Raw genomic sequence first — 16029 nt, 5'->3', positions numbered from 1 at the left:
TCCTGGCCGAGGTATTCTAGTTTTCGGCTAGAAACTTGAATTATCTAGCTGCAGCTTCCAGTTTGCGAGGGCATGGTGGATCGGGACAGGTTCGGCAAGAGCCCGATCGGGTCGCTCGTCCCGATCCGCGGCACGGACGGGCGTACGGGCCGGACGTACGACCACGTCGCCTTCGTGCCCGATCCGCTGGGCGACGAGCCGGTGCTGGACAACGCCGCTTGGCGCGCGGTGAGCGCGGCGAACCGTGCGCTGGGCGCGTTGGACCAGGCCGGGCGCCAGATCCCGCAGCCGGCACTGCTGCGGCGGCCGACGCTGCGCCGGGAGGCGCAGAGCACATCGGCGCTGGAGGGGACCTATGCCCCGCTGGCGGACGTCCTCGAGGCCGACGTCGGCGACCAGCGCAGCGCGGAGCTGACCGCGGTTCTCAACTACGTCCAGGTCGCCGAACTCGCCTACGCCACGCTGGCGGGCGGGCGCCGGCTCAGCATGGGCCTGCTGCTGGAGTTGCAGCGCGGCCTCGTCCGCGGCACCGCGGCCGAGACCAGGGACGCCGGGCAGATCAGGACGGTGCAGGTCGCCATCGGCGGGAGCCCGGCCACCCCGCTCAACGCAGCGCGCTTCATCCCGCCGCCACCCGGCGTCGCGCTGGAGTCCTCCGTCAGGGATCTGATCGACTGGATCAACGGCACCCCGCACGCCGGCAGGGACCCGGTGGTCGCGGCCGCCATGGCGCACTACCAGTTCGAGACGCTCCATCCGTTCAACGACGGCAACGGCCGGGTCGGCCGGTTGCTGATCGTGCTGGGGCTGATCCAGGACGGCGCCATCGGCGAGGCGTTGCTGAGCGTGTCGCCGTGGTTCGAGGCACGGCGGCGCGACTATCAGGATCACCTCGCCGAGCTGAGCGCCACCGGCGACTGGAGCGGGTGGGTGCGGTTCTTCGCACAGGGCCTCAGGGACTCGGCGGACGAGACCTCGTCGATCGTCAAGGACCTGCTCGACCTGCAGGAGCTGCACCGGGAACGGCTGCGGGCCGCGAACGTCCGCGGGGTCGCCGAGGACATCGCAAGGTCCCTGATCGCCAAGCCGATCACCACGATCACGGAGGCGGCGACGCTGATCGGGAAGGGCTACCAGACGGCCAGCAACGCCGTCGAGCGACTGATGGACCTGGAGATCCTCGCGCCGTACAGCGACGGGCACCCGCGCCGTTACGTGGCGATGGACGTGCTCGCCGCGATCCAGCGCCGGCCATGAGAACGGGCGGGGAGACGACGCGTCTCCCCGCCCGTTCCGTTCGACGCGCGTCAGTCCTCGGAGGAGCCCTTCGACAGGCCGTCGCTGATGAGGTTCATCACCGTCGGGTCGGCCAGCGTCTGGACGTCGCCCAGTTCGCGGTTCTCGGCGACGTCGCGGAGGAGGCGGCGCATGATCTTGCCGGAGCGGGTCTTCGGCAGCTCCGGCACGATCATGATCTGCCGCGGCTTGGCGATCGGGCCGATCTCCTTGGCGACGTGGTTGCGCAGCTCCTGGACGACGTCGGCCCCGCCGTCGCCCGCGCTGGCGCGCAGGATGACGAACGCGACGATGCCCTGGCCGGTGGTCTCGTCGGAGGCGCCGACGACGGCGGACTCGGCCACCTTCGGGTGCGACACGAGCGCCGACTCGACCTCCGTCGTGGAGATGCGGTGGCCGGACACGTTCATGACGTCGTCGACGCGGCCGAGCAGCCAGATGTCGCCGTCGTCGTCCTTCTTGGCGCCGTCGCCGGCGAAGTAGCGGCCCTCGAAGCGCGACCAGTACGTGTCGATGAAGCGCTCGTCGTCGCCCCAGATGGTGCGCAGCATCGACGGCCACGGCTCGGTGAGCACGAGGTAGCCGCCGTGGCCATTAGGGACGGCGTCGCCTGCTTCATCACACACCTCGGCCACGATGCCCGGCAGCGGGGTCTGCGCCGAGCCGGGCTTGGCGGCGGTGACGCCGGGCAGCGGGCTGATCATGATGGCGCCGGTCTCGGTCTGCCACCACGTGTCGACGACGGGGGTGCGGTCGCCGCCGATGACGCGGCGGTACCAGACCCACGCCTCCGGGTTGATCGGCTCGCCGACGCTGCCCAGCACACGCAGCGACGAGAGGTCGCGGCGGCCGGGGATCTCCTCGCCCTGCTTCATGAACGTGCGGATCGCCGTCGGCGCCGTGTACAGGATGCTGACCTTGTACTTCTCGACGATGTCCCACCAGCGGCCGGGCTCTGGGAAGTCGGGCGTGCCCTCGTACATCACCTGGGTCGCGCCGTTGGCCAGCGGCCCGTAGACGATGTAGCTGTGGCCGGTGACCCAGCCGACGTCGGCGGTGCACCAGTACACGTCGGTCTCGGGCTTGAGGTCGAAGACGTTGCGGTGCGTGTACGTGGCCTGCAGCAGGTAGCCGCCGGACGTGTGCTTGATGCCCTTCGGCTTCCCGGTGGTGCCGGACGTGTAGAGGATGTAGAGCGTGTCCTCGGAGTCGTGTGCCTCGGGGGTGTGCTGGTCGGACTGCCGGTCGACGAGGTCGTGCCACCACACGTCGTGCGACTCGTCCCAGTCGACCTCCTGCTCGGTGCGCCGCACGACCAGCACCTTCTCGATCGACGGCGACTTCGCGACGGCCTCGTCGACGGCCGGCTTGAGCGCCGACGGCTTGCCCCGCCGGTACCCGCCGTCGGCGGTGATGACGAGCTTGGCCTGCGCGTCCTCGATGCGGCTGCGCAGCGCCTCGGCCGAGAACCCGCCGAACACGACGGAGTGGATGGCGCCGATGCGGGCGCAGGCCAGCATCGAGATGGCCGCCTCGGGGATCATCGGCAGGTAGATCGCGACCCGGTCGCCGTGGCCCACACCCAGCTCGGTCAGCGCGTTGGCCGCCCTGGACACCTCGCGCTGCAGGTCGGCGTAGGTGAGCGTGCGGCTGTCGCCGGGCTCGCCCTCCCAATGGATGGCGACGCGGTCGCCGTTGCCGGCCTCGACGTGCCGGTCGACGCAGTTGTACGCGACGTTCAGCTTGCCGTCGACGAACCACTTCGCGAACGGCGGGTTGCTCCAGTCGAGCACCTGGGACCACTCGGTGTCCCACGAGAGCAGCTCTCGGGCCTGGCGCTCCCAGAACGCCAGGCGGTCCGCCGCGGCCTCCTCGTACAGGCCGGCCGTGGCGTTGGCCTGCGCTGCGAACTCCGGAGACGGCGGGAAGCTCCGATCCTCGTGCAGCAGATTGGAGAGAGCGTCATTGGTCACGTTCGTCTGCTCCTCAATGTCCATGGGCCGGCAGATGGATGCGCGCTGCCGTCTACCCCACCATCGCACGTGCCCACTGGGCAAGGGACGACGAGGTCGGCGGCAGCACGCTCCGGGTCAGTGCGCGACGGTGGCCTTCTCGGCTCCGGCGCCGCTCAGCGACCGGACCTCCATTTCCGCATACTTGGCCTTGTTGTACTCCTTGGACAGCCGGGTGCCGATGAAACCGAACAAGAATCCGGCCGGTATCGAGATGATGCCCGGGTTGTCGAGCGGGAACCAGTGGAAGTCGACGTCCTGGATCATCGACAGGCTGCGTCCGGTCTCCGGGTTCTCCGGCTTGCCGGACACGACCGGCGAGAACACGATCAGCGTCACCGCGGTGAGCAGGCCGCCGTAGATGCTCCACACCGCGCCGCTGGTGTTGAACCGCCTCCAGAACAGCGAGTAGAGGATCACCGGGAGGTTGGCGCTGGCGGCGACGGCGAACGCGAGCGCCACGAGGAACGCGACGTTCTGCCCGTTGGCCAGGATGCCGCCGACGATCGCCACCGCGCCGATGACCACGGCCGTCAGACGGGCGACGCGCACCTCGTCGTTCGCCGCGACCTCGCCCTTCTTGATGACGTTGGCGTAGACGTCGTGCGCGAACGAGGCCGACGCGGTGATCGTCAGCCCGGCGACGACGGCGAGGATCGTCGCGAACGCGACCGCCGCGATGATGCCGAGCAGGATCGTGCCGCCCAGCTCGAAGGCCAGCAGCGGCGCCGCCGAGTTGACGCCGCCGGGTGCGCCGAGGATCTCCTCCGGCCCGACCAGCGCGCCGGCGCCGTAGCCGAGCACCAGCGTCAGCAGGTAGAACAGGCCGATCAGGGCGATCGCCCAGGTGACGCTGTGCCGGGCGTCGCGTGCCGTCGGCACCGTGTAGAAGCGCATCAGCACGTGCGGCAGGCCCGCGGTGCCGAGCACCAGGGCCAGGGCCAGCGAGATGAAGTCCAGCTTCGAGGTGTCCGTCGCGCCGTACTGGTTCATCGGATCCAGCAGGCCGGCCGCGCCGCCGGCGCTGTCGACGGCCGCGCCGAGCAGCTGCGACAGGTTGAAGTCGTGCTGCGCCAGCACCCAGATCGTCATGACGAAGGCACCGGTGATGAGCAGGATCGCCTTGATGATCTGCACCCACGTGGTGCCCTTCATGCCGCCGACCAGCACGTAGAAGACCATCAGCGCGCCGACGACGCCGATGACGACGCCCTGCCCGCCGCGGTCCGTGACGCCCAGCAGCAACGCGACCAGGCCACCGGCGCCGGCCATCTGCGCCAGCAGGTAGAAGAACGACACCGCCAGCGTCGACGTCGCCGCCGCCGTCCGCACCGGGCGCTGCCGCATCCGGAACGACAGCACGTCGGCCATCGTGAACCGGCCGGTGTTCCGCAGCAGCTCGGCCACCAGCAGCAGCGCGACCAGCCATGCCACCAGGAAGCCGATGGAGTACAGGAAGCCGTCGTAGCCGTAGATCGCGATCGCGCCGGCGATGCCGAGGAAGGACGCCGCCGAGAGGTAGTCGCCGGCGATCGCGATGCCGTTCTGCTGGCCGGTGAAGGCGCGGCCACCGGCGTAGTAGTCCGCCGCGGTCCGGTTGTTCTTCGACGCGCGCAGCACGATGACCAGCGTGATCGCCACGAAGATCGCGAAGATCGTGATGTTGACCGCGGGGCTGCCGATCTCGGTGTCCATCAGCGCGTCCCCTCCAGCTCGTCGCGGATCTGCTTGGCGATCGGGTCGAGCTTGCGGTCCGCGTGCCGGATGTAGAGCCACGTGATCAGGAACGTCGACGCGAACTGGCCGAGGCCGAACAGCAGGCCGACGTTGATGTTGCCGGCCACGCGCTGGGACATGAAGTCGACCGCGTAGGTCGACAGCAGCACGTACAGCAGGTACCAGGCCAGGAACGCGGCCGTCATCGGGAACACGAAGGCGCGGAACCGCCGGCGCAGCTCGGCGAACTCCGGGCTGGCCTGCATGCGCTCGTATTCCTCGGCGGTGGGTAGGGCCCGCCCGGGCGGGGGTGTCTCGAGACTGGCCACGCTCCGACCTCCTCGTCGTCATGTGGTCCGGGTCACAGTGATCCGGTGTGGCCCGCCACGCTAGGGCGGTGCGCGGCGGCCTCGGGAGGTGCCGTGCCCAGATGTGCGGTGAGTGGCACGAGAGATCGGCGTGCGGGGATCGGTGCTGCGACGAGCGGTCGCTCCGGCGCGACGAACGGTCCCCGCTCGCCGCACAGCCGGCGACAGCGACCTCCGCTATGGTCCGTCTGGTGGAAGCCGGTACGCAGACGTCGTTGAGCGACTTCACCGCAGCCTTGCCGAAGAAGAGGATGGCCGCAGCCGCCCTACTGTTCAATTCGGATGACAAGGTTCTGCTGGTCGAGCCCACGTACAAGGACTACTGGGAGCTTCCAGGTGGGGCCGTGGAGCACGATGAGTCTCCTTTCGAGGCAGCGAGCCGGGAGATCGGTGAAGAGCTGGCCCTGGAGAAACGCTTGGGGCGTCTGCTGGTGGTCGACTGGGTGCCACCCCGGCAGGATCGCAGCGAGGGCTTGATGTTGGTGTTCGACGGCGGGGTGCTCTCGGATGCCGAAATCGCGAGGATCTCGTTGCCCGAGGGTGAACTGAGGAGTTGCGCCTTCTGCTCGCCTGATGACGCATCGAGCCGGCTGTCGGCACTGCTAGCCCGCCGCCTCGAGGCTGCTTGGCGCGCGCGTTCAACCGGACTCGTTGCTTATCTCGAGAACGGCTACTCGATCCAGCACAGCGGAGCGCCTACCTGAGGCCGCCGACCTGTGCAGGGTTGGCTCAGTACCCGATCCCCGCGGACAGGCCGCTTACTCGGCGCTCGGCTGACCGTCTCCGACGGTGACCAGGCCGGTCTCGTAGGCGACTACGACGGCCTGGACGCGGTCGCGGACGCCCAGCTTGGCGAGGACGCGCGCCACGTGCGTCTTGACCGTCGCCTCGGAGATGTGCAGCCGCTGCGCGAGCTCGGCGTTGCTGAGCCCGCGGGCGACCAGCGTCAGCACCTCGACCTCGCGCGGCGTCAGCTCGGACAGGTCGCGGTGCAGGGCGGCCGTCTCGTCGTCGCGGTGGGCGAACCGGGCCACGAGCCGCCGGGTGATGGCCGGGGCGAGCAGGGCGTCGCCGGACCGGACGGTGCGGACGGCGGCCACGAGCTGCTCGGGTGTGACGTCCTTGAGCAGGAAGCCGCTGGCGCCGGCGGACAGCGCGGCATAGACGTACTGGTCGAGGTCGAACGTGGTCAGGATGATGACCCGTGGCTCCTCGGCGGCGCCGGTCAGGATCCGCCGGGTCGCCTCGAGGCCGTCGAGCTCGGGCATCCGGATGTCCATCAGGACGACGTCGGGACGGGTCCGGCGGACGGCGTCGACGGCCTCCGCGCCGTTCGTCGCCTCGGCGACGACGTCGATGCCGCCGGCGGTGAGGATCATCCGGAACCCGGTGCGGACGAGCGTCTGGTCGTCGGCGACGACGACGCGCAGCGTTTCGGTCACGACGCCTCCACCGGCAGCTCGGCCCGGACCCGGTAGCCGCCGGTGAGCCGCCGCCCGGTCACCAGCGTCCCGCCGTGGACGGCCAGCCGCTCGCCCAGCCCGATCAGGCCGCGGCCGCCGCCCGGCTTGGCCGGTGTGACAGGTGCGCCGCCGGTGTCGGCGACGTCGACCCGCAGGCGGTCCTCGCCGTAGTCGAGGGTGACCGTGGCGGCGGAGCCCTGCGCGTGGGTCATCGTGTTGGTCAGCGCCTCCTGCACGACGCGGTACGCGGCCAGTTCGATCCCGGGCGGCAGCGGCCGGGCCCGTCCGGTGACGGTCAGCTCGACCGGCAGGCCGGCGGCGCGGACCCGGTCGAGCAGCGCGTCCAGCCGATCCAGGCCCGGCTGCGGGGCCAGGTCGTCCGGGCCGCCCGGCTCGGCGCCGGCGTCGTCCCGGCTCAGCAGCCCCATGACCTGGCGCAGGTCGGCCATCGCCGCCCGGCCGCCGGCCTCGACGGCGAGCAGCGCCTCGTTCGCCTGCTCCGGCGCCGTCGCCATCACCGTCCGGGCGGCGCCGGCCTGGATGACCATGACGCTCACGTTGTGGGTGACCACGTCGTGCAGCTCGCGGGCCAGCCGGGCGCGCTCGTCCTCGGCGGCGCGACGCACCGCCGCGGCCTGCTCGCGTTCCAGCTCCGCCATCCGGACCCGGCCCTGCTCGACCCGCAGCTTCCAGCGGCGCAGCCCGTCGGCCGCCACGACGATCGGCACCAGGACCATCAGCGGAACGTACTCGCTCGGCACGACCGGCAGCGCCGCGTCGTGCACGATGGTGACCACCACCGCCGCCACGACGGCGACCGCGATCGTCGGCGCCCGGTACGGGCTGTAGGCCGCGGCGCTGTACGCGGCGACGACCAGCGCGTAGAACGTGAGCCGCGGCTCGTCGGAGACGACGGCGGTCGTGATCGCGAAGACGATGCACAGGACGGTCAGCGGGAACCGCCGGCGCAGCACGAGCGCCGCGGAGCAGGCGAGCGCGGTGAGCGCACCCTGAATCCGCGTGTCCGTGTCGGGCCCCTGATCGGGCGGGGGCGGCGGCGGTTGCGGCCCCTGCTGCGGGACGTCCTGTACGACCAGGACGGGGCCGTCGGAGCCGTCGACCGCGTACCAGACCGCGGCGACCGCCAGCACCAGCGCGAGGCCGGCGTCGAAGAGCAGGTTGCGCCGGGTCGGCCGCGGCGGCGGGCCGGACGGCCGCACGACCAGCGCCGCCCGGTCGCGCAGCCGCTGCGCGATCGACAGCCACGTCACCGGTCCATTCTGGCCGACTGCCGGGTCGCGGGCGACGTCATCAGGGAGGAGCTGGGCTACGCCGGCGGACTACATCCAGAGGATGACACGGGCGCGGTGTCGTCCGATCGCGGTACCCGAGATGGCTCCCGCGGCAGACGCGGCCGGCGCCGCCGCGCTCCTAGCGTCGAGCAGGCCATCCCGCGGACCCGAAGGAGCCGGCCATGACCGAACCGATGATCACCGTACGCGCCGCCACCCGCCAGTACGACGAGGGCCCACCGGCCCTGGACGACGTGTCGCTCACAGTCGTCCCGGGCGAGGCGGTCGCGATCCTGGGACCGTCCGGCAGCGGCAAGTCGACGCTGCTCAACCTGATCGCCGGGCTGGACCGGCCGGACGCCGGCACCGTGACGGTGAACGGCGTCCGCGTCGATACCCTGAGTGAGACCGCGTCCGCGCGCTACCGGCGCGGCACGCTCGGGATGATCTTCCAGTTCTTCAACCTGCTCGACGACCTCCCCGTGACGGAGAACGTCGTGCTGCCGGCGCAGCTCGCGGGCATGCCCCGGCGGGAGGCCCGGCGCCGGGCCGCTGAGCTGCTCGAGACGCTCGGTATCGACCGGCACGCGGCCGCGTATCCGGGCCGGCTGTCCGGCGGCGAGCGGCAGCGCGTCGCGGTCGCCCGGGCGCTGATGAACCGGCCGCCGCTGCTGCTGGCCGACGAGCCGACCGGCGCCCTGGACACCGCGTCGGGCGAGGACGTCATCGGGCTGCTCGCCGATCTGAACGCCGACGGACAGACGATCGTCGTCGTCACGCACGACGTCCGGCTGGCCCGGGCCTGCACGACCCGCACGGTCGAGCTGGTGGACGGGCGGGTCGTCTCCGACGTCAGGGCGGAGCCGGTCCGGTGAGCGGGCTGGGCACGGTGGTGCGCTCCGGCGTCGGACGGCGCCGCGTGCAGACCGTCGTGATCACGCTGGCGACGACGATGGCGGTGACGGCGACGATCCTCGGCGGGTCGCTGCTGGTCGCGTCCGACGACCCGTTCGACGACGCCTTCGGCCGCTACGACGGCGCGCACCTGTCGGCGCAGTTCGACGGCGGCCTGGTGAGCGCTACGGACCTGTCGGAGGCAGGCGCTTCGGTCGACGGTGTGACCGCGACGGCCGGGCCGTTCCCGGCGGTGTCGATCGCCCCGACGATCGAGCTGCCGGAGAGCGAGGAGCCGGGCGAGCTGGGCGGGCCGGGCGGCGGCGGGACGACCGGGCCGATCACGGTCGTCGGCCGCGACGACCCCGGTGGCGACGTCGACGAGCTCGCGCTGACCGAGGGGGAGTGGGCGGACGCGGCGGACGAGATCGTCGTCGCCGCCGACCGGCTCGAGCCGCTCGGCTCGACGCTCACGTTCGCCGACGCACCCGGCAGCCCGACGCTGACGGTCGTCGGCAAGGCCCGGTCGGCGACGCGGACGGCGGACGCCTGGGTGACGCCGGCGGCGGTCGAGGAGCTGACGACGTCCGACGCGTCGGTGGCGTACCAGATGCTCTACCGGTTCGCCGATGCCGAGACGGCGGCGGACGTGGCCGCGGGTCGCGACGCCGTCGCCGCCGCCGTCGGCGCCGAGGCGATGACCGGGTCACAGTCCTGGCTCGCCGTCCGCGAGGACCTGACGCGCGAGACGGCGCTGTTCGTGCCGTTCCTGGCCGCCTTCGGCCTGATCGGCCTGCTGATGTCGGTGCTGATCGTCGGCAACGTGATCGCCAGCGCCGTCGGCTCCGGCGCGCGCCGCATCGGCATCCTGAAGGCGCTGGGGTTCACCCCGTCGCAGGTCGTCCGCGCCTACGTGGCGCAGGCGCTCGTGCCCGCCGTCGTCGGCACGGTGCTGGGTGTCGTCGCCGGCAACCTGCTCGCGGTGCCGATCCTGGACCAGACGGAGACCGCCTACGGCGCCTCCGGGCTGGCCGTCGCCTGGTGGGTGAACGTCGCCGCGTCCGCCGGGATCCTGCTGGTCGTGGCAGTCACCGCGCTGGCCGCCGCGTGGCGGGCCGGCCGGCTGCGCACCGTGGACGCGCTCGCTGTCGGGCGCACGCCGGCCGCCGGCCGCGGGCTCGGCGCCGCCCGGCTGGGTGCCCGGCTGCCGGTGCCGCGGCCGCTCAGCCTCGGCCTGGTCCGTCCGTTCGCCCGACCGGCGCGCGCCGTCGCCATGATGGCCAGCGTCGCGTTCGGCGCCACGGCCATCACCTTCACCGTCGGGCTGAGCTCGTCGCTGAGCGAGGTGCTGGCCGCGACGGCCAACGACAGCGCCGACGTGCGGGTCCAGCCGGTGATGATGGGGCCGGGCTCCGGCCCGGAGGGCGGCGCGACGGCCGACCACGACGCCGTCGCCGCCGCGATCGAGGCCCAGCCGGAGACGGCCGACTTCTACAGCACGGCCCGGATGGAGGTGACGATCTCCGGGATGACCGGGGCGGTGGCGGTCGAGGCGTTCACCGGGGACGCGTCGTGGGGCGGCTACGAGATGATCTCCGGCCGCTGGATCGAGGGGGCCGGCGAGGTGGTCCTTCCGACGCCGTTGCTGACGGCGAGCGGGTCGGCCGTCGGCGACACCATCACGCTGAACCACGAGGGCGTCGCGATCCCGGTGCGCATCGTCGGCGAGGTGTTCGACACGACCGACGGCGGGAAGACCGTGTTCACCGACGCCGCGACGTTCGCCGACGCGGGCCGGCCGGTCACGCCGTTCGACTACCAGGTGGCGCTGGCCGCCGGCGCCGACGTCGGCGCGTACATCGACGCCGTCACCGCGGAGGTCGAGCCGCTCGGCTTCGCGGCCGTACCTGGTAGCGAGGAGCAGGAGAGCGACGTCACCGCGACGCTCAACGCGCTGGCCGCGATGCTGTCGTTGCTGCTGGTCACGGTCGCGGTGCTGGGTGTGCTGAACGGCGTCCTGCTCGACATCCGGGACCGGGTCCGCGAGCTCGGCATCCAGAAGGCGCTCGGCATGGCGCCGCGCCAGACCATCGCCCTGGTGCTCGCGTCGGTCGCGCTGCCCGGCGTCGTGGGCGCCGCGATCGGCGTCGTGCTCGGCTACGCCCTGCACGCCGTCGTCATGCCGGCCATGGGCGACAGCGCCGGACTGCGGCTGCCGCAGGTGGTGACGGACGTGTTCGGGCCGGGCCTGCTGATCCTGCTCGGTGTCGCCGGCGTGCTGGTCGCGATCGCCGGGTCGCTGCTGCCCGCGGGCTGGGCCGCCAGGACCCGGACGGCGACGGCGCTGCGGACCGAGTGATCACGTTCGCCAGCGGTCCTCGGGATCCCAGTCGCCGCGGTTGAGGTCGAGGTTCTCCGGCGTGTGCAGCCGCACCATCGTGCGGTTCACGCCGGGGGCCATGTGCTGCCGCGTCGCCAGCGACACGACGATCATGACGAGGAACGCCAGCGGCATCGTCCACGCGGCCGGCTGGGCCAGCAGCGCGCCGACCCAGCCGGACTGCGGGCCGCCGAGGATCGTCACGACGACGGCGAGCGTGGACGCGCCGCCGCCGGCCAGCAGGCCGGCGACGGCGCCGGGCCAGGTCAGCCGGCGCCACCAGATGCCGAGCAGCAGCAGCGGGCAGAACGACGACGCGGCGACGGCGAACGCGAGCCCGACCACGTCGGCGATGCCGAGGAACGGGCTGGTCAGCGCCAGCCCGATCGGCACGAGCAACGCCAGGAAGGCGCCCAGACGGAACCCCGTCACCGGGTTGCGGACCCGCCCGTGCAGCAGGTCCTGCGACAGCACGCCGGCCACCGACACCGTCAGACCCGACGACGTCGACAGGAACGCCGCGAACGCGCCGGCCGTCACCAGCATCGAGAGCAGCTCGCCGGCCACGCCGTCGATCAGCCGCGCCGGCAGCACCAGCACGACGGCGTCGGTGCGGCCGGTGAGCAGCAGCTCCGGCGTGTACAGCCGGCCCAGCGCGCCGTACAGCCCCGGCAGCACGTAGAACACGCCGAGCAGGCCCAGCACGGCCAGCGTCGTGCGCCGCGCGGCCCGCCCGTCGGGGTTGGTGTAGAAGCGCACCAGCACGTGCGGCAGCCCCATCGTGCCGAAGAACAGCGCGATGATCAGCGAGTACGTCGCGTACAGCGGGTGGTCGCCGCCCGACGTGAGCGGCAGCGCCCACGACTCGCCGGTCATCGGGGTCAGCGACGACGCGTGCGGGATCGGCGCGTCGGCCGGAAAGCCCAGCACCGTCCCGGCCTCGACGTCGTGCGGCCCCGGCTCCAGCACCAGCGGCTCGCCGTCCGCCGTCACCTCGACGCGCGACGGCACCTCGATCGTCACGTCGGTCGTGACCTCGACCGAGGTCGCCTCGTCGAACGCCGGCGCGCCCGGCTCGGCCAGCTCCGGCCGTCCGTCGCCGGCCCACACCAGCAGCAGGAAGATCACCGGCACCAGCAGCGCCGTCAGCTTGAGCCAGTACTGGAACGCCTGGACGAAGGTGATGCTGCGCATGCCTCCGCCGAGCACGCTCACCAGCACGACCAGCGCGACGACGACCGGCCCGGCCCACTGCGGCGCCCCGGTGACCGTGCGCAGCGTCAGCCCGGCGGCCTGGAACTGCGGCAGCAGGTAGAGGCAGCCGATCGTGACGACGAGGATGCTGGCGACCCGCCGGGCCACGGCCGACTCCAGCCGTGCCTCGGCGAAGTCCGGCAGTGTGTAGGCCCCCGACCGGCGCAGCGGCGCCGCCACCAGCACCAGCAGCATGAGGTAGCCGGCGGTGTAGCCGACCGGGAACCACAGCATGTCGGTCCCGTACGCGAGCACGAGCCCGGCCACGCCCAGGAACGACGCGGCGGACAGGTACTCCCCGCCGATCGCCGACGCGTTCCACCACGGCGTCACGGTCCGGGAGGCGACGTAGAAGTCGCTGGTCGTGCGGGCCGCGCGGACGCCGTACATGCCGATCAACACCGTCGCGAGCGCCGTCACGACGACGGCGACGATGCCGGCGGACGTGCTCACCGCCGGTTCACCATGTCGCCGAAGTCGCGCTCCACCCGCTCGGCGGCGCGGACGTAGAACCAGGCGGCCGCGACCAGCGCCGGGTAGATCAGCCCGCCGAGGATGAGCCACGGCAACGGGATCCCGGCCGGCTCGATCTCGCTGATCCGGGGCGCGACCGCGAACAGCAGCGGCAGCGTCGCCAGCAGCCCCAGCACGACCCCGGCGACGGCCAGGCTGAGCCGCAGCTGCGCCCGGAGCAGCGCCCGCATGTACACCTCGCCGAGCTGGGTCTGCGCGTCGATCTCCGCGGTCACCGCGCGCCGGCGCGCCGGCGGCCGGCGCCGCCGCGGACCGGTGACGGTGACGCGCTCCGTCATCTGGTTCCGCCGGCTCGCCGGACCAGCCGGTCGCGCAGCTCACGGGTGTGGCGGCGGCTCACCGGCAGGGTCGTGTCGCCGATGACGACGCTGTACCGGCCGGCGTCGGCGCGCAGCTCCTCGATGGACGTCAGCGCCACCAGGTAGCTGCGGTGGATGCGGACGAACCCGGCCGGCGCCCACCGGTCCTCCAGCGTGGCGAGCGGCATCCGCAGCAGGTGGCTGGCGCCGTCGGCGGTGTGCAGCCGCGCGTAGTCGCCCTGCGCGCTGACGTAGGCGACCTCGCTGCGGCGGATGAACCGGGTGACGCCGCCCAGCTCCACCGAGATGGTCTCGTCGTCACCGTCATCGCCGCCGGCCGGTGTGCGCGCGTCGCTGACCGCGTCGGACGCGCGGCGGATCGCCTCGAACAGCCGCTCGCGCCGGTACGGCTTCATCACGTAGTCGACGGCGTGCAGGTCGAACGCGGTGACCGCGTGGTCGTCGTAGGCCGTCACGAACACGACGGCGGGCGGGCGGCGGAACCGGGCCAGCACCCGGGCGAGGTCGAGACCTGACAGCCCCGGCATTCGGATGTCGAGGAAGACCGTGTCGACGTGCTGCTGCTCCAGCAGCCGCAGCGCCGCCGTACCGTCGCCGGCGGTCAGCACCTGGCCGACGTGCTCGTTCTGCTCCAGCAGGTAGGCGAGCTCGGCCAGCGCCGGTGGCTCGTCGTCGACCGCCAGAACGCTGAGCATGGCGGCGAGGTTACAGCTCCAGGTACACCCGGACCAGGCTCTCGACGTGCGCGAGCTCGTCTTTCGAGCACAGCCCGCGCCGGCCGAGAAACCTCTCCTTGTTCACGGCGTGAAGGTCGGTCGCGTTGGCGTACGACACGTCGTAGCGCGTCAGACCAGCGTCGGCGCCCAATGGCACATGGGTGACGGGCGGCCCCGGCGTACCGGTGACCACCGCGACGGTGATGTGGCCGAGATGCGTGTTGATGGGGTTCGCCGATAGCACCACGGCGGGATGCTCGCCCGCGGCGGGTATGTCGACGTCCCAGACCTCGCCTCGCAGCGGTGGCCAGCCTGCTGTCACCGGGCGACGCCGTCGGGCAGCGGAGCCTGCTCGCCGCCGTAGTAGTCGGCGATCTCGACCGCCATGCGTTCTTGGAGGGCTTGCCGGTGCAGCCGGGTCAGCGCCTCGCGGACGATCTCACTGCGCCCCTCGAGTCCCAGCACCTCGGCATCCTTCTCGAGATCGCGGGCGAGCTGAGCCGGAATCCGTGCTTGCCAGATCTCGCTCTTGGCCGGACGCTCCTCAACGGTCATACGTATACGTTATGTCGTACGATCTGCCGCCGTCTACCGGAGGCTAGGTCGCGTGCACGCCGGGGCGGTACTTCGGCACCCGCAGGCTGACCTTCGTCCCGGCTCCGTGCGCGGTCTCGATGACCAGGCCGTACTCGTCGCCGAAGACCGCGCGCAGCCGCTCGTCGACGTTGCCGAGGCCGACCCGGTCGCCGGCGTCGCCGCTGAGCAGGCCGCGGGCCAGCTCCGGGTCCATGCCGACACCGTCGTCGTCGATGCTGATCAGCGCCTCGTTGCCGGCGTCCTCGGCGATGATCGTGATGTGGCCGGGGTCGGCCCGGCCCTCCAGCCCGTGCTTGACGGCGTTCTCGACCAGCGGCTGCAGGCACAGGAACGGTACGGCGACGGGCAGCACCTCGGGCGCGACCCGCAGCGTCACCGACAACCGCTCGCCGAAGCGGGCCTTCTCCAGTGTCAGGTACCGCTCGATCGAGCGCAGCTCCTCGGCCAGCGTGGTGAAGTCGCCGTGCCGCCGGAACGAGTAGCGGGTGAAGTCGGCGAACTCCAGCAGCAGCTCGCGGGCGTGCTCGGGCTCGGTGCGGACGTAGGACGCGATGGCGCCGAGCGCGTTATAGATGAAGTGCGGCGAGATCTGCGCCCGCAGCGCCCGGATCTCCGCCTCGGCCAGCTTGGCCCGCTCGCGGTCGAACTCGGCCAGCTCCAGCTGACCGGACACGAACCGCGCCACCTCCTCGACGGCGCGGACGAGGCCCGCGGACGGCCGCGCCGACGTGTAGGCGATCAGAGCGCCGGCGACCCGGTCGTCCGTCGTCAGCGCGGCGGCGACGGCGTGCCGGACCGGGCAGTCCACCCGGTCGCACTCGACGACGTTCGGGCCGAGCACGTCGGTACCGCCGTCCAGCGCCCGGGCCGCGTGCCGGCGCACGTCGTGCACGTGCTGGTTCGCGCCCGCGCCGTCCCAGGTGACGACGTCGTCGCCGTCGGTGAGCGCCAGCGCGGGCGTGGCCAGCAGCTCGCGCAGGTGCCTGACCGCCTTGTCCGCGCCCGCCGCGAGCCCGGCCCGCAGCTCCGGCGACGCGAGGCTGGTCGTGTGCAGGATCCGGTACGTCGTCTGGTCCTCGGTCGTGCCCAGCACCAGCCGGGACCGCACCAGCCGCGTGAGCAGCACGGCGGCCAGCGTCACCGCGACGGCGGCGACGACCGCGGCGACGACCGGCGAGCTCATGCAC

At 72.2% G+C, this 16029-nt stretch carries 15 protein-coding genes; 4 read left to right on the top strand and 11 right to left on the bottom strand.

What is annotated here, in order from left to right; genetic code table 11:
• Window positions 1-72: 72 nt before the first annotated feature.
• Window positions 73-1257, top strand: coding sequence for a Fic family protein (locus tag C1I92_RS15030; RefSeq protein ID WP_199521250.1), 1185 nt, complete (start codon window positions 73-75; stop codon window positions 1255-1257).
• A gap of 50 nt (window positions 1258-1307) precedes the next feature.
• Here the strand turns inward: C1I92_RS15030 and acs are convergent, their stop codons facing one another.
• The 3 genes from acs to C1I92_RS15015 all read right to left on the bottom strand — a co-directional run bounded on the left by acs (window position 1308) and on the right by C1I92_RS15015 (window position 5290).
• Window positions 1308-3293, bottom strand: a complete 1986-nt coding sequence (gene acs / locus C1I92_RS15025) for an acetate--CoA ligase (protein WP_111255465.1) — start codon at window positions 3291-3293, stop codon at window positions 1308-1310.
• Window positions 3294-3386: 93 nt separating this feature from the next.
• Window positions 3387-5003 carry a monocarboxylic acid transporter gene (locus C1I92_RS15020; RefSeq protein WP_111255464.1) on the bottom strand — a complete coding sequence of 539 codons (1617 nt, stop codon included), beginning with the start codon at window positions 5001-5003 and terminating at the stop codon, window positions 3387-3389.
• Window positions 5003-5290 (bottom strand): DUF485 domain-containing protein, encoded by a 288-nt coding sequence (locus tag C1I92_RS15015; protein WP_199521259.1) that lies wholly within the window; start codon window positions 5288-5290, stop codon window positions 5003-5005. Before C1I92_RS15015 ends, C1I92_RS15020 begins: the two co-directional genes overlap by 1 nt.
• 293 nt (window positions 5291-5583) lie before the next feature.
• On the opposite strand from C1I92_RS15015, the gene C1I92_RS15010 reads away from it, so the two are divergent.
• Window positions 5584-6096 carry an NUDIX domain-containing protein gene (locus C1I92_RS15010; protein WP_199521249.1) on the top strand — a complete coding sequence of 171 codons (513 nt, stop codon included), beginning with the start codon at window positions 5584-5586 and terminating at the stop codon, window positions 6094-6096.
• Between the two features lie 54 nt (window positions 6097-6150).
• On the opposite strand, the gene C1I92_RS15005 is transcribed toward C1I92_RS15010, so the two are convergent.
• Window positions 6151-6834, bottom strand: coding sequence for a response regulator (locus C1I92_RS15005; RefSeq protein WP_111255462.1), 684 nt, complete (start codon window positions 6832-6834; stop codon window positions 6151-6153).
• Window positions 6831-8126, bottom strand: coding sequence for a sensor histidine kinase (locus tag C1I92_RS15000; RefSeq protein ID WP_111255461.1), 1296 nt, complete (start codon window positions 8124-8126; stop codon window positions 6831-6833). The genes C1I92_RS15005 and C1I92_RS15000 overlap by 4 nt, the downstream gene beginning before the upstream one ends.
• A 203-nt stretch (window positions 8127-8329) precedes the next feature.
• Here C1I92_RS15000 and C1I92_RS14995 point away from each other — a divergent pair, with 203 nt between their 5' ends.
• Window positions 8330-9022 (top strand): ABC transporter ATP-binding protein, encoded by a 693-nt coding sequence (locus tag C1I92_RS14995; RefSeq protein ID WP_111255460.1) that lies wholly within the window; start codon window positions 8330-8332, stop codon window positions 9020-9022.
• Window positions 9019-11400 (top strand): ABC transporter permease, encoded by a 2382-nt coding sequence (locus C1I92_RS14990; RefSeq protein ID WP_199521248.1) that lies wholly within the window; start codon window positions 9019-9021, stop codon window positions 11398-11400. Before C1I92_RS14995 ends, C1I92_RS14990 begins: the two co-directional genes overlap by 4 nt.
• Here the strand turns inward: C1I92_RS14990 and C1I92_RS14985 are convergent, their stop codons facing one another.
• The 6 genes from C1I92_RS14985 to C1I92_RS14960 are packed head-to-tail and all read right to left on the bottom strand — an operon-like array spanning window position 11401 to window position 16025.
• Entirely contained in the window at window positions 11401-13128 is a 1728-nt protein-coding gene (locus tag C1I92_RS14985) for a sodium/solute symporter (RefSeq protein WP_111255459.1), read from the bottom strand.
• Entirely contained in the window at window positions 13125-13487 is a 363-nt protein-coding gene (locus C1I92_RS14980; RefSeq protein ID WP_111255458.1) for a hypothetical protein, read from the bottom strand. The genes C1I92_RS14985 and C1I92_RS14980 overlap by 4 nt, the downstream gene beginning before the upstream one ends.
• A complete protein-coding gene (locus tag C1I92_RS14975; RefSeq protein ID WP_111255457.1) occupies window positions 13484-14224 on the bottom strand; it encodes a LytR/AlgR family response regulator transcription factor in 741 nt (246 codons plus the stop codon). The genes C1I92_RS14980 and C1I92_RS14975 overlap by 4 nt, the downstream gene beginning before the upstream one ends.
• 10 nt (window positions 14225-14234) lie before the next feature.
• Window positions 14235-14567 (bottom strand): type II toxin-antitoxin system PemK/MazF family toxin, encoded by a 333-nt coding sequence (locus C1I92_RS14970; protein ID WP_111255456.1) that lies wholly within the window; start codon window positions 14565-14567, stop codon window positions 14235-14237.
• On the bottom strand, window positions 14564-14800 hold the full coding sequence (locus C1I92_RS14965; protein ID WP_111255455.1) for a ribbon-helix-helix protein, CopG family: 237 nt from the start codon (window positions 14798-14800) through the stop codon (window positions 14564-14566). Before C1I92_RS14965 ends, C1I92_RS14970 begins: the two co-directional genes overlap by 4 nt.
• 43 nt (window positions 14801-14843) lie before the next feature.
• Window positions 14844-16025 carry a sensor histidine kinase gene (locus C1I92_RS14960; protein ID WP_111255454.1) on the bottom strand — a complete coding sequence of 394 codons (1182 nt, stop codon included), beginning with the start codon at window positions 16023-16025 and terminating at the stop codon, window positions 14844-14846.
• Between the last annotated feature and the right edge of the window lie 4 nt (window positions 16026-16029).

The organism is Jiangella anatolica (assembly GCF_003236295.1).
In the GTDB taxonomy this organism is placed as follows: Bacteria; Actinomycetota; Actinomycetes; order Jiangellales; family Jiangellaceae; genus Jiangella; species Jiangella anatolica.
Note: the sequence above shows the minus strand (reverse complement) of the source record. Positions and strands in the feature narration are given on the sequence as shown.

Coding starts and splice junctions, on each gene's coding strand:
- C1I92_RS15020 (WP_111255464.1), bottom strand. CDS start 5,003: ATGGACACCGAGATCGGCAGCCCCGCGGTCAACATCACGATCTTCGCG.
- C1I92_RS15030 (WP_199521250.1), top strand. CDS start 73: ATGGTGGATCGGGACAGGTTCGGCAAGAGCCCGATCGGGTCGCTCGTC.
- C1I92_RS15015 (WP_199521259.1), bottom strand. CDS start 5,290: ATGCAGGCCAGCCCGGAGTTCGCCGAGCTGCGCCGGCGGTTCCGCGCC.
- C1I92_RS14995 (WP_111255460.1), top strand. CDS start 8,330: ATGACCGAACCGATGATCACCGTACGCGCCGCCACCCGCCAGTACGAC.
- C1I92_RS14980 (WP_111255458.1), bottom strand. CDS start 13,487: ATGACGGAGCGCGTCACCGTCACCGGTCCGCGGCGGCGCCGGCCGCCG.
- C1I92_RS14965 (WP_111255455.1), bottom strand. CDS start 14,800: ATGACCGTTGAGGAGCGTCCGGCCAAGAGCGAGATCTGGCAAGCACGG.
- C1I92_RS14975 (WP_111255457.1), bottom strand. CDS start 14,224: ATGCTCAGCGTTCTGGCGGTCGACGACGAGCCACCGGCGCTGGCCGAG.
- acs (WP_111255465.1), bottom strand. CDS start 3,293: ATGGACATTGAGGAGCAGACGAACGTGACCAATGACGCTCTCTCCAAT.
- C1I92_RS14960 (WP_111255454.1), bottom strand. CDS start 16,025: ATGAGCTCGCCGGTCGTCGCCGCGGTCGTCGCCGCCGTCGCGGTGACG.